General features: G+C 65.3%; 12 protein-coding genes. 4 read left to right on the forward strand and 8 right to left on the reverse strand.

The genetic code is table 11. The features are described 5' to 3' along the window. Window positions 1-145: 145 nt before the first annotated feature. The 5 genes from LB565_RS13140 to LB565_RS13160 all read right to left on the reverse strand — a co-directional run bounded on the left by LB565_RS13140 (window position 146) and on the right by LB565_RS13160 (window position 4,590). Window positions 146-1,147 carry an Ldh family oxidoreductase gene (locus tag LB565_RS13140; RefSeq protein WP_224584562.1) on the reverse strand — a complete coding sequence of 334 codons (1,002 nt, stop codon included), beginning with the start codon at window positions 1,145-1,147 and terminating at the stop codon, window positions 146-148. A gap of 106 nt (window positions 1,148-1,253) precedes the next feature. After that, window positions 1,254-2,063, reverse strand: coding sequence for an ABC transporter permease (locus tag LB565_RS13145; protein ID WP_224584564.1), 810 nt, complete (start codon window positions 2,061-2,063; stop codon window positions 1,254-1,256). Next, the gene (locus tag LB565_RS13150) at window positions 2,063-2,773 is read right to left on the reverse strand and encodes an ABC transporter permease (RefSeq protein ID WP_224584566.1); all 711 of its coding nucleotides are present in this window, start codon (window positions 2,771-2,773) and stop codon (window positions 2,063-2,065) included. The genes LB565_RS13145 and LB565_RS13150 overlap by 1 nt, the downstream gene beginning before the upstream one ends. Before the next feature lie 147 nt (window positions 2,774-2,920). Further along, window positions 2,921-3,718 carry a transporter substrate-binding domain-containing protein gene (locus LB565_RS13155; protein WP_224584568.1) on the reverse strand — a complete coding sequence of 266 codons (798 nt, stop codon included), beginning with the start codon at window positions 3,716-3,718 and terminating at the stop codon, window positions 2,921-2,923. A 56-nt stretch (window positions 3,719-3,774) separates the two neighbouring features. Next, window positions 3,775-4,590, reverse strand: a complete 816-nt coding sequence (locus LB565_RS13160; RefSeq protein ID WP_318012154.1) for an ABC transporter ATP-binding protein — start codon at window positions 4,588-4,590, stop codon at window positions 3,775-3,777. Window positions 4,591-4,800: 210 nt separating this feature from the next. On the opposite strand from LB565_RS13160, the gene LB565_RS13165 reads away from it, so the two are divergent. The 4 genes from LB565_RS13165 to LB565_RS13180 all read left to right on the forward strand — a co-directional run bounded on the left by LB565_RS13165 (window position 4,801) and on the right by LB565_RS13180 (window position 8,799). Further along, window positions 4,801-5,673: a dimethylarginine dimethylaminohydrolase family protein gene (locus tag LB565_RS13165; RefSeq protein ID WP_224584570.1), complete on the forward strand. Its 873-nt coding sequence runs from the start codon at window positions 4,801-4,803 to the stop codon at window positions 5,671-5,673. Then, window positions 5,643-6,299 carry a TetR family transcriptional regulator C-terminal domain-containing protein gene (locus LB565_RS13170; RefSeq protein WP_224584572.1) on the forward strand — a complete coding sequence of 219 codons (657 nt, stop codon included), beginning with the start codon at window positions 5,643-5,645 and terminating at the stop codon, window positions 6,297-6,299. Before LB565_RS13165 ends, LB565_RS13170 begins: the two co-directional genes overlap by 31 nt. A gap of 13 nt (window positions 6,300-6,312) precedes the next feature. Further along, window positions 6,313-7,893 (forward strand): 5-guanidino-2-oxopentanoate decarboxylase, encoded by a 1,581-nt coding sequence (locus LB565_RS13175; protein ID WP_224584574.1) that lies wholly within the window; start codon window positions 6,313-6,315, stop codon window positions 7,891-7,893. A 198-nt stretch (window positions 7,894-8,091) separates the two neighbouring features. Next, entirely contained in the window at window positions 8,092-8,799 is a 708-nt protein-coding gene (locus LB565_RS13180) for an SDR family NAD(P)-dependent oxidoreductase (RefSeq protein WP_224584576.1), read from the forward strand. A 79-nt stretch (window positions 8,800-8,878) separates the two neighbouring features. Here LB565_RS13180 and rpsA read toward each other — a convergent pair whose 3' ends face one another. The 3 genes from rpsA to aroA all read right to left on the reverse strand — a co-directional run bounded on the left by rpsA (window position 8,879) and on the right by aroA (window position 12,878). Continuing rightward, window positions 8,879-10,576, reverse strand: a complete 1,698-nt coding sequence (gene rpsA, locus LB565_RS13185; RefSeq protein WP_224511698.1) for a 30S ribosomal protein S1 — start codon at window positions 10,574-10,576, stop codon at window positions 8,879-8,881. A 195-nt stretch (window positions 10,577-10,771) separates the two neighbouring features. Then, window positions 10,772-11,422 (reverse strand): (d)CMP kinase, encoded by a 651-nt coding sequence (gene cmk / locus LB565_RS13190; RefSeq protein WP_224584578.1) that lies wholly within the window; start codon window positions 11,420-11,422, stop codon window positions 10,772-10,774. Between the two features lie 97 nt (window positions 11,423-11,519). Next, window positions 11,520-12,878, reverse strand: a complete 1,359-nt coding sequence (aroA, locus tag LB565_RS13195) for a 3-phosphoshikimate 1-carboxyvinyltransferase (RefSeq protein ID WP_224584579.1) — start codon at window positions 12,876-12,878, stop codon at window positions 11,520-11,522. Window positions 12,879-12,959: the final 81 nt, after the last annotated feature.

Raw genomic sequence — 12,959 nt, forward strand, 5'->3', positions numbered from 1 at the left:
CAGCCAGCATCTTGAATCACAAATCCAACCGAGCGGGAATCCCTTCCGATTCTATCGAGCGGTGAAACGCTCTAGGCGGCTCGCGGCGTGGGCTGCCGTAGATGTGCCGCGTCAGGCCGGGGAAGGTGCAACAGGGCAGGGAAAATCAGGCCGAGTAACGCTCGGCGAATTCGGAGATGCGCTGCACGACCTCCCTGGAGGTGGTGATGCCGCGTGCCTTTGCCTTCTCCGCGGCTTCGGCACGAGAGCGGCCGGGAATATACACGCCATAGCGCCGCCGCAGCCGGTCGAGCTGGTCCTTCATGCGCTGCTCGAAATCCGGGTCGAGCAGTTTTGGCTCGATCGCCAGAACGAAAAGGCCGGTGCCGGGGCTCTCCGCCCCATCGGTGAACCAGGGTGCGTCGAGCGACCAGTTGGCGCCGGAAATGCCCGCGGCCAGCACTTCGACCATTAGAGCGATGTTGGCGCCGCGCTGGCCGCCAAAGGCAAGCATCGCGCCCTTCATCGCCGCCGCCGGATCGGTGGTCGGGTTGCCGCTGGCATCCAGCGCCCAGCCTTCGGGGATTTTCTTTCCGTCCTCGGCCGCTTTGCGAATGTTGACGAAGGCGGTCGCGCTCGACGACTGGTCGATGACCAGCGGCGGCCCGTCGGCGGCGGGCGACGCGAAGGACATCGGATTGGTGCAATAGACCGGCTTGACCGAGCCCGAGCCGGCAAGCACCGCCGGCCCGTTGGTGGCAGCAAAGGAAACCAGCCCCTGTTCGGCCAGCCGACCGGTGAAATAGCCGAGCGCCCCGCACGTATAGGCGTTCTTCTGCGAGAAGATCGAGACGCCGAACAGCTTCGCTGCCTTGACCAGGTCGTCGATCGTGCGGTCGAAGCCCGTATGGGCAAGACCGCGGCGCGCGTCGGAGAGATAGACGGCGAGCGCCGGCCGGGTGATTGCCGGATCGGCATTGCCGTCGATGCGGCCGGCTTCGAGCGCCTCGAGATAGTCGATGAAATGCGACAGCCCCACCGTCGACAGACCCTCGGCCTCGGCGGCGATGATCGAAGCGGTCAGCGACTGTGCCGCTTCCTCATTGGCGCCGGCGCCGAGCGCCGCCATCCGGCATAGGCCTGTTGCCTGGGCGAGAGTGAGTTGCATTGGCGGTGCCCTGGTGAATGGTGAATAGTGAATAGTCAGTAGTCGGTGTGATGGGAAGCGGAGCCCTATGGCCATTCACCATTCACCATTCACTATTCACCATTCACTATCCGATCTTTACCGGAATCCGCGCCTCGATCCGGCTGAAGACGAAGACCAGGATGCCGGTGATCGTCATATAGATCAGCGCCAGGAGCAGCAAAGGCTCGTAGGTCAGATAGGTGTCCTGGCGCACCTTGGCGGAGACGGCGAAGATGTCGATGACGCTGATCGTCGCCACCAGTGGCGTCGATTTCAGCTGCAGCACCGTCTCGCCCGTCAGTGTCGGCAGCGCCCGGTAGAAGGCTTGCGGCAGCCAGATGCGGCGGAAGATTTTCCAGCGGCTCATGCCGAAGGCGCGAGCGGCCTCGAGCTGTCCGCGCGGCACGCCGGCAAAGGCACCGCGCATCACCTCGCCCTCATAGCCGGCGAAGGAAAAGGTCAGCGCCACCACGGCATAGGGCCAGGCCTGCCTGAGATACGGCCATAGCCAGGATTCACGGATCCACGGATATTGCGGGAAGATCGAGCCGAGGCCGTAATAGAGCAGCCAGAGCTGCAGGAGCAGCGGCGTTCCCCGGATGATGGTGCAGAAGGCCTTTGCCGGCGCCGAGAACCAGATCGGTCCGCCGGCCTGGGCGAGCCCGAGCGGCACCGCAAGCGCAAAGCCCAACGCGCAGGTGACGGCGAGGATCCAGAGCGACCGCCATAGGCCCATCAGGCCCATTTCCCAATATTGCGGCAGCCAGTCCCAGCGCATGAAGAACGTCGCGCAGAGCACCAGCGCCAAGGCGATCAGGATGAGCACGATGCGGTGCGGCCTGAGCCAGATCGAGGCCCGCGCCGCCATATTGATCGCGATGGCTTCGGCTGACATCAGCGCGCCTCCTTGACGGATGGCATGCCTCGCCGCGACCAGGCTTCGACGCGGCCGATGATCAGGTTGGAGAACAGCGTGAGCGCGAGATAGAGCGCGCCGGCAGCGAGATAGAAGAGCAAATAGGCCTTGGTGACGCCGGCCGCCTGACGCGTTGCCAGCGTCAGTTCGAAGAAGCCGACGACGGCAAGCAACGCGGTGTCCTTGGTGGCGATCAGCCACAGATTGGCAAGACCGGGGATGGCGAAGGGCAGCATGGCCGGCAACGTAATGCGCCGCAGCATCAGGCCGGGCGACATCCCGTAGGCGCGAGCGGCCTCGATCTGGCCTTGCGGGATGGCGAGGATGGCGCCGCGGATGACTTCGGTCGAATAGGCGCCCTGAACGAAGCCCAGCACGAAAATGCCGGCCGCGAGCCCGCTGATGTCGACGCGTTGATAGCCGATCGCCGTCAGCATCTGGTTGATGAGATCTGTCCCGGCATAATAGAGCAGCAGGATCAGCACCAGTTCCGGCACGGCGCGTACGATGGTCGTGTAGACCGCGAGCAGATCGCGCGTCACCGGGCCGCCATAGAGCTTGCCGAAGGCGCCGGCGGTGCCGATCATCAGGCCGAGGCAGGTGGCGCCCACGGCGATCTCGATCGAATGCAGCAGCCCGACAAGCAGCGTGCCGCCCCAGCCGGGCGCCACGGGCGACAGGAGTTCCATGATGCCGGCCGCGGAGGCCGGAAGAAAGGCGTCGATCAGCTTCGCCCCCGGATTGCTGGCAAGCCGCTGATCGTCGGGTCAGCGACTTGCATGCGTGGCAAGGTCGGGCATGGCGCGCGCCATGCCCTCACTCATGTGCGAGAGGGCTCAGTTCGACTGCGTGGCGCCGCCATAGATGTCGAAGTCGAAATATTTCTTCGAGATCTCGTCATACTTGCCGTTGGCGCGGATCGCCTTGATGCCGGCGTTGAACTTTTCCTTGAGCGCGGTGTCTTCCTTGCGGATGCCGACGCCGACGCCCGGTCCGAGCACTTCGTCGTCCGGAGCCACCATGCCCTTCAGGTCGCAGCAGGCCTTGCCCTGGTCGGTCTTGAGGAATTCGCCGAGCGCGATCGAGTCGGCCTGCACCGCGTCGATGCGGCCGGCGGCCAGATCGTTGTTGGCTTCGTCCTGCGTCTGGTACTCCTTGATCTCCTGCGCGCCGGTGAAGTGCTTCTTGGCGTAGACCGCATGCACCGTAGACACCTGGACGCCGATCACCTTGCCCTTGAGGTCGTCCGGCGTGGCGCCGAATTTCTGGTCCTTCGGCCCGATGATCGCGGTCGGGGTGTTGTAGTACTTGTCGGAGAAGTCGATCGTCTTCTTGCGCTCGTCGGTGATCGACATCGAGGAGACGATGGCGTCGATCTTCTTGGTGGTCAGCGCCGGGATGATGCCGTCCCAGGCAACCGGCGTGATGACGCAGTCGAGCTTCTCTTCGGCGCAGACGGCGTCGACGAAATCGATCTCCCAACCCACCCATTTGCCGCTGGCGTCGGGCGAGGTGAAGGGCGGGTAGGGTTCGGCGGCGACGCCGATCTTGACCTGCTCGGCCTTGGCCACGCCGCCCATCGCCGCGACGCCGAGAAGCAGCGCCGCGGCGAAGGTCTTGAGAACAGTCTTCATGTCAGGACTCCCAGTTTGTTGTTGTTCCCGGTTTTCGCTCCGCTTGATGCCGGCTCCTAGCCGACATTGCGGAGGAATTGTTTGAGCCTTTCGGATTTGGGCGCGCCGAACAGCTGTTCCGGCGGACCTTCTTCCTCGACCAGCCCGTTGTAGAGATAGACGACATGCGTCGCGACCTCGCGGGCGAACTTCATTTCATGCGTCACCAGCACCATGGTGCGCCCCTCGCGCGCCAGGTCGCCGATCACCTTCAACACCTCGCCGACCAGTTCGGGATCGAGCGCCGACGTCGGCTCGTCGAACAGCATGACGCGCGGATTGATCGCCAGCGCCCGGGCGATCGCGGCGCGCTGCTGCTGACCGCCGGACAGGAACGCCGGATAGACGTCGCGCTTCTCCGCCAGCCCGACGCGGGCAAGCAGCTTCTCGGCCTGGGCGATCGCCTCGTCGCGCTTGACGCCCAGCACATGCACCGGAACCTCGATGACGTTCTCGATCAGCGTCATGTGGCTCCACAGGTTGAAATTCTGGAACACCATGCCGAGCCGCGTGCGGATCCGCTCGATCTGCTTGCGGTCGGCCGGAACCGTGTGGCCGTGGCTGTCGGCCTTGAGCTTGATCTCCTCGCCATTGACCCGGATAATGCCGCTGGTCGGGTTTTCCAGGCAGTTGATGCAACGCAGAAGCGTCGATTTGCCGGAGCCGGAGCCGCCGATTATGGCGACCACCTCGCCGTCGCGCGCCGACAGCGAAACGCCCTTCAGCACGTGCAGCTGGCCGAACTTCTTATGCAGGTTTTCGACGTGGATGGCTTCGGCGGCGCCGTTTTGCGCCTCGCCGGATCGGACTGCGGCAGCTTCCACCGCGCTCACCGGGTGACCTCTATTTGGCCGACGACAGGTCGTCGAACGTCCATCCGGCTAATCAACATACGCTGTCCCGCCCACTCCAGACTTCAGCATGGACCCGACAGCGCGAGCCCGTCAATCCCGCTCATTACGGCACTTGCGGCGTTGTTGTGCAAGTGTATAAATAGCCTCCCATGAAATTTTTCCGATTTTTTTCAGCATAAAAGGGCATCGATGAGCGCTTTCGGATCACAGTCCATGGCGGCGCCGCTGCGGCGTGTGCTGATGCGTTCGGCAGCCAATGCCATGCGCGACGCCGACAGGGCTGCCTGGCACTACGGTCCGGGATTCAACCCGGCGAAAGCCGCCGCGCAGCACGCGGCCCTTGCCGAATTGGTGGCGGCTTCCGGCGCCGAGGTCGAGTGGATCGAGGACAAGGCCGACGGCCTTTCGGATTCGGTGTTCACGCATGACCCATCGCTGATGACCGACCGCGGCGCGCTGATCCTGTCCATGGGTAAGCCGTTGCGCGCCAAAGAGCCCTCGCTGCATGAGGAAACCTACAAAAGCCTGGGCATTCCGATCCTCGGCCGCGTCGAGGCTCCCGGCCAGGTCGAAGGCGGCGACTGTGTATGGCTGGATGCCCGCACGCTGGCGATCGGGCGTGGTGTGCGCACCAACCAGGAGGGCATCCAGCAGGTTGCGAACTTGCTGACGCCGCTGGGCATTTCCGTCTACGGCTTCGACCTGCCGCTGTGGCAGGGGGAAGAGGCGTGCCTGCATCTGATGTCGGTGATCAGCCCGCTGGCCGACGACCTCGCCCTGGTCTATTCGCCGCTTCTGCCGGCGCCGTTCTACCAGATGCTGAAGGCGCACGGCATCCGCCTGGTCGAAGGCGACCCGCAAGAGTTTGCCGCCTCCAACGGGCTCAGCCTGAACGTGCTGCCGACCAGCCCGTTGAAGGTCATTGCCGTGGCTGGCTTCCCAAAGACCAAAGCCGCGATGGAAGCCGCCGGCTGCAAGGTCGAGATATTCGAGGCGGACGCGCTCTGCATCGCCTGCGAAGGCGGGCCGACATGCCTGACGCGGCCGATCCTGCGCCAATGAATGCGCGCCGCAAGTTCCGCCGCGAGGGCGAGGAGCGGCGGCGGCAGGATCTGATCGATGCCACCCTGGACAGCGTGGCGGAACATGGCCTTGAGGGCGCCACCTTGCGCACCATCGCCTTGCGTGCCGGCGTCACCGCCGGGCTGATCCGGCACTATTTTCCCGGCAAGGAAGATTTGCTGCAGGAGGCCTATGCGGCATTGATGGGCCGCATGACAGAGCAGGCGAAAGCGGCTTTGGCCATGGAGGATGCCTCGCCGCGCCAACGCCTTGCGGCTTTCGTCACCGCCAACCTCGACGCGCCGATCATCGACCAGCGGGTGTTCTCGCTCTGGGCGACCTTCATCGGCCGCGCTGGCGCGGATCCGGCGCTCGCCCGCGCCCATCGCGAAGGCTATCTCGGCTTTCGCAACGAGGTGGAAACGGTCGTCGCCGAAGTGCTCGCTGCCGAACGGCGCAAGCCGGACGCGGCCGAGCTGCGTCATCATGCCATCGCCATCAACGCTATCATCGACGGGCTCTGGATTGAAGGCTGCCTGGCCGGCGAGATGTTCTCGCCCGGCGAACTGGCGGCGATCGGCATCAAGGCTGTCGAGGCCGAACTCGGCCTCGCGCCGCTGAGCTAAAGGGAGGAAACCAATGACCACCATCGGCGAAGCGCTGATCACACTGCTCGAGGCGCATGGCGTCGACACTGTTTTCGGTATTCCGGGCGTGCACACGGTCGAGCTCTATCGCGGCCTGGCGCGCTCGAAGATCCGCCATGTCACGCCGCGCCACGAGCAAGGCGCCGGCTTCATGGCCGACGGCTATGCGCGCGCCGGCGGCCGGCCGGGCGTCGCCTTCGTCATCACCGGGCCGGGCCTCACCAACACCATCACCGCCATGGGCCAGGCGCGCGCCGATTCGGTGCCCATGCTGGTCATCTCCGGCGTCAACGCCACCGACACGCTCGGCAAGGGGCTGGGCTTCCTGCATGAGCTGCCCGACCAGCGCGGCATGATGGAGAAGGTGGCGCTGTTTTCCGAGCGCATCACCGAAGCTGGGCAACTGCCTGGCGCGCTCGCCCGCGCCTTCGCGCTGTTTTCGTCGGCGCGGCCGGGGCCGGTGCATATCGAGATTCCCACCGATGTCATGGTCAAGCCCGCCGACGGCATAGCGGCGGCGCTGAGCAATGCCGCGCCGCCCGCTCCGGACGCCGCGGCGGTCGCCGAAGCGGCGAAGCTGATCAAGGCTGCCGGCCGCCCGCTGATCCTTTCGGGCGGCGGCGCCAGGAAGGCCGATGCGGCGCTGCGGCGCTTGGCCGAGACGCTTGGCGCCCCCGTCGTCGAGACGGCCAATGCGCGTGGCCTGCTGCATCGCCATCCGCTTTGCGTGCCGGCCAGCCCCAGCCTGAAGGCGGTGCGCGCGCTGATGGCGGACGCCGATCTGGTGATCGCCGCCGGCACCGAGTTCGGCCCGACCGACTATGACGGCTATGGCGACGGCGGCTTCGTGCTGCCGAAAAACCTGATCCGCATCGATATCGGCGCCGACCAGATCGCGCGTCGTCCCGTAACGGTCGGCATCCAGGCCGATTGCGCCGAAGGGATCGAAGCTTTGCTGTCGGCTATCGGGCCGGGTCATGCTGCGGCGAAGGACGGCGAAATCCGCGCAGCCGCCGCGCGCGAGGCCGCGCGGGCCGAGCTGAAGCCCGAATACCTGGCGCAGGTTCGCGCCGTGGAGACAATCCGCGACGCGCTGCCGGGCGCCATCATCGTCGGCGATTCGACCCAGCCGATCTATGCCGCCAACCTCTATTACGACCACAACCGTCCCGGCGGCTGGTTCAACGCCGCGACCGGCTTCGGCGCGCTCGGCTACGGTCCGCCGGCGGCGATCGGCGCGGCACTCGCCGTGCCCGAGGCGCCGGTGGTGTGCCTCACCGGCGATGGCGGCTTCCAGTTCACCCTGCCGGAGATCGGCGCCGCACTCGATGCCGGGACGCCGGTGATCTTCGTCGTCTGGAACAATCGCGGCTATCGCGAGATCGAAACCTCAATGCTCGATGTCGGCGTCGAGCCGGTCGGCGTCTCGCCGGCGCCGCCGGATTTCTGCAAGCTCGCCGAGGCTTACGGCATCGAGGCCGAGCGCTTGACCGGGGTCGGCGGTCTGGTGGAGGCGCTGAAGCGCGCGCGGGCGGCGGCCAAGCCGCGCGTTATCGAAATCACCGTCGACTGAAGGCTGGTGCCGCCGTTGCTCGGCCCGTGCCGGCGCACCGCCAATTGGCGTCGCCCGCCACGGTCCGACGCATGCAAAGACGCTGCGCCAGCCATGTCGATATTTCAATTGAGTGACAGCGCGAAAGGCGCGACGTTTGAGCCTGGGGCAGCATAACCCAAGATATAATCATAAAAAAATGACAGGAGCGGTCTAGGTATGACGGAAACGCTGAATGGCAGGCATGTCGTGGTGACGGGCGGCACTGGGGCGCTCGGCGGCGCGGTTGTCGGCAGGTTGCTGGAGCAAGGCGCGATCTGCCACGTGCCCAATGCCCACGCGGCGGCCCCGCCGCATTTTCCTTACGCAGCCCATGCCAGCGTGCATCTGGCGCACAATGTCGACCTGTCGGATTCGGCCAAGGTCGACGCCTTCTACCATCAGGTGCCCGCGCTCTGGGCCTCGATCCACCTTGCCGGCGGCTTCACCATGGCGCCGGTCGAAAAGATCGAATCGGCTTCCTTCGCCGAAATGATGGACACCAACGCCCGCACGGCCTTCCTGTGCAGCCGCGCCGCCGTGCGCTCGATGCTGGCCTCCAACACGGCCGGCCGCATCGTCAACGTCACCGCGCGGGCGGCGCTGGAACCGCGCAAAGGTTCGGGCATGGTCGCCTATACGGCGAGCAAGGCGGCGGTCGCGGCCATGACGGTAGCGATGGCCGAGGAGCTGAAGCACAAGGGCATCCTGGTCAACGCCGTGGCGCCTTCCACGCTCGACACGCAGGCCAACCGCGACAGCATGCCGGACGCCGATTTCAGCAAATGGGTCAGCCTCGAGGCCGCGGCCGAAGCGATCGCCTATCTCGCCTCGCCCGCCAACCAGGCCATGAGCGGCACGCTGGTTCCGCTCTACGGCCGGGCCTGACAGCGCAGATATTCCGATAAAAGAAAAACCCCGCCGGATCGCTCCGACGGGGTTTTTTGTCACTGCTCAGCGAAGAAGCTTAGTTGCCCTGCTTCTTCAGCGCCGCGCCCAGGATGTCGCCGAGCGACGCGCCGGAGTCGGTCGAGCCGTACTGGGCGACCGCTTCCTTCTCCTCGGCGATTTCCAGCGCCTTGATCGAGACCTGCAGCTTGCGGGTCTTCTTGTCGAAGGCGATGACGCGGGCGTCGACCTTCTGGCCGACGGTAAAGCGCTCGGGGCGCTGCTCGTCGCGGTCGCGGGAAAGGTCGGAACGCTTGATGAAGGTCTCGATGCCGCTGTCGACCAGCCGCACGTCCAGACCGCCATCCTTCACGCCGATCACCTCGCAGGTGACGACGGCGTTCTTGCGCAGCTCGCCGCTGGTGGCTGCTTCGCCGACCGTGTCACGGGCCAGCTGCTTGATGCCAAGTGAGATGCGCTCCTTCTCGATGTCGACGTCGAGCACCTGCGCCTTGACCATGTCGCCGCGATTGTACTCTTCGATGACCTGCTCGCCCGGACGAGTCCAGTCGAGGTCGGAGAGGTGCACCATGCCGTCCACGTCGCCTTCCAGGCCGATGAACAGGCCGAACTCGGTCTTGTTCTTGACCTCGCCCTCGACCTGGCTGCCGACCGGATGGTTGCGCGCGAAGGCTTCCCACGGGTTCTCCAGCGTCTGCTTGAGACCGAGCGAGATGCGACGCTTGGCCGGATCGACCTCGAGCACGACCACGTCGACTTCCTGGGTCGTCGACAGGATCTTGCCGGGGTGCACGTTCTTCTTCGTCCACGACATTTCAGAAACGTGGATGAGGCCCTCGATGCCCGGCTCCAGCTCGACGAACGCGCCGTAGTCGGTGATGTTGGTGACGGTGCCCTTGATCTTCTTGCCGATCGGGAACTTGGTGCCGATATCCGACCACGGATCCGACTCCAGCTGCTTCATGCCGAGCGAGATGCGGTGGGTTTCCTGGTTGATGCGGATGATCTGCACCTTGACCGTCTGGCCGATGTTGAGGATTTCGGTCGGATGGTTGACGCGGCGCCATGCCATGTCGGTGACATGCAGCAGGCCGTCGATGCCGCCAAGGTCGACGAACGCACCGTAGTCGGTGATGTTCTTGACCACGCCTTCGACCACCTGGCCTTCCTCGAGGTTCTGCACGATTTCCGAACGCTGTTCGGCGCGGCTCTCCTCAAGCACGGTGCGGCGCGACACCACGATGTTGCCGCGGCGGCGATCCATCTTGAGGATCTCGAAGGGCTGCGGATTGTGCATCAGCGGGGTAACGTCGCGGATCGGGCGGATATCGACCTGGCTGCGCGGCAGGAAGGCCACGGCGCCGTCGAGGTCGACGGTGAAGCCGCCCTTGACCTGGTTGAAGATGACGCCTTCGACGCGCTCACCCTTGGTGAACTTCTCTTCGAGACGCACCCAGCTCTCTTCGCGGCGAGCCTTCTCGCGCGACAGCATGGCTTCGCCAAGCGCGTTCTCGATGCGCTCGACATAGACTTCGACGGTGTCGCCGACCTTGAGGGAGGATTCCTTGCCCTTGGCGCCGAATTCCTTCAGCGGCACGCGGCCTTCGACCTTAAGGCCGACATCGATGATGGCCATGTCCTTTTCGATCGCGGTGATCGTGCCCCGGACAACCTGGCCCTCGCCGGAATGGCCGGCGGTGAATGATTCTTCGAGCATGCTCGCGAAATCGTCGCGAGACGGATTAGCAGCTGACATTGTTTCTCCTGGAATGCTCCGCTTCTTTCGCGGAGCGGGCGCCGTGGGTTAGCGTTGCGTGAGCCTGCCGGCGTTCCGGGCTGAAGAGCCCTTGGCCACTTATCAAGTGGCAAGTCCGGCGCATGAAGAATGCTGGCAGGCTGGTTCGTGCCCGATATGGGTATTTTCGCCGCTCAAGGCAACCGAAAAGCCCAATCAAGCCTTGTTTCTCTTGGCAAGGACCTCGTCAACGATCGCCATCGCCGCCAGAAACGCGGCTTCTATAGCCATTTCGCTGGTATCAAGCAAGTGCGCGTCTGCCGCGGGCTTCAACGGCGAGTCGGCGCGGCCCATGTCGCGCTCGTCGCGGCGCTCGATGTCGGCGAGGATGGTGGCGAAATCGGCGCTGCCGCCCATGCTCTCGATCTCGGCCAGCCGGCGCCTGGCGCGCACTTCGGCGCTTGCCGTGACATAGAGCTTGATGTCGGCGTCCGGGCACACCACCGTGCCGATGTCGCGACCGTCGAGCACCGCGCCCGGCGGCGCCTTGGCGAAAGCCCGCTGCTTTTCGACCAGGATGCGCCGCACCGTGGGAATGACCGCGACCTTCGAGGCCGCCTCGCCCACCGCATGCGCCGAAAGCACTGTGCGGTCGAGGTTCGAGAGATCGACCTGTCGCGCCGCGGTTTCCGCGGCCGAGACATTGTCGAGCGGCAGGCCGAGTTCGAGCAGCTTGTGGGCCACGGCGCGGTAGGTGAGGCCGGTGTCGAGCAGGTTCAGGCGATAGTGGTCGGAAAGCCGGCGGGCCAGCGTGCCTTTGCCCGCGCCTGCGGGGCCGTCGATGGCGATGGTGAAGGGGGTGGTCATTGGACGGGCGCAGCGATCGAAGGAGGCGATGCAAAAGGCGAGCGCAGCGATCCTTCACACCCCGCCAGCATCTCAAGTCGGCTCAATCTCATCGCCTTTACTCGATCTCCGCGCCCAGCCCCTTCATCAGCCCCATGAACTCCGGAAAGCTCGTCGCGATCATATTGGCGTCGTCGATGGTCACGGGCTTTTCCGTCGCCAGTCCCATCACCAGAAAACTCATGGCGATGCGATGATCGAGATGGGTCTTCACCGCCGTATCGGGGCCGTTGGGATGAGCGCCCAGCCCCTTGCCGCCCGGTCTGCCGCGCACGGCGAGCGAGGCTTCGCCCTCGGTGCAGTCGACACCGTTGAGCTCCAGGCCTCTTGCCACCGCCGCCAGGCGGTCGGATTCCTTGACCCGAAGTTCCTCCAGCCCCTGCATCAGCGTCTCGCCCTCGGCGAAGCTCGCCGCGACGGCCAGCACCGGATATTCGTCGATCATCGACGGCGCGCGTTCCGGGGGCACGATGACGCCCTTGAGCTCGGAGGAGCGCACGCGCAGGTCCGCCACGTCCTCGCCGCCGGCATTGCGCGGATTGAGAATATCGATTTTGCCGCCCATTTCCTGCAGGGTCAGCAGCAACCCGGTGCGGGTCGGGTTCATCAGCACGTTCTCGATGACGATGTCCGAACCCGGCACGATCAGCGCCGCCACCAGCGGGAAGCCGGCGGAGGAGGGGTCGCCCGGCACGGCGATCGTCTGCCCGGTGAGCTTGCCCTGGCCCTCGATGAAGATGTGGCGCACGCCGCGCTCGTCGGTTTCGACGGTCAAATTGGCGCCGAAGCCTTTCAGCATCTTTTCGGTATGGTCGCGCGTCATCACCGGCTCGATGACCGTGGTGATGCCCGGCGTGTTCAAGCCGGCAAGCAGGACCGCCGACTTCACCTGGGCCGACGCCATCGGCACGCGATAGGTGATGGGTGCTGCATGTTTCGGGCCGCGCAGCGTGATCGGCATGCGGTCGCCGGGAGCGGCCTTCAGCACCTGCACGCCCATCTGGCGCAGCGGGTCTAGCACGCGGCCCATCGGCCGGCCGGAGAGCGAAGCGTCGCCGATGAAGCTCGTCTCCATGTCATAGGTGCCGACGAGGCCCATGGTGAGGCGCGAGCCGGTACCGGCATTGCCGAAATCGAGCGGACCCTCCGGTTGCAGCAATGCGCCGTTGCCGGTGCCGCGGATCACCCATTCGGCGCCCGTCTTTTCGATATGGGCCCCCATTGCCTTCATGGCGGCGCCCGTGCGCATCACGTCCTCGCCCTCGAGCAGGCCGGTAATGCGGGTTTCGCCGGAGGCCAGGCCGCCGAACATGAAGGAGCGGTGCGAGATCGACTTGTCGCCCGGCACGCGCGCTGTGCCGGCAAGGGCAGGGGATTTGCGGGCCGTGGCTGGTTTAGCGGCGGCGGAATGAGACATTTTGTCGTCCAAATGAAATGCCGGCAGGCCGGCGCGGTTCGTCGTGTTGCGGCGGTCTCGTATCACGGCGCGCGGCAATGG

The organism is Mesorhizobium sp. CA14 (assembly GCF_020165195.1).
Taxonomy (GTDB): Bacteria; Pseudomonadota; Alphaproteobacteria; order Rhizobiales; family Rhizobiaceae; genus Mesorhizobium.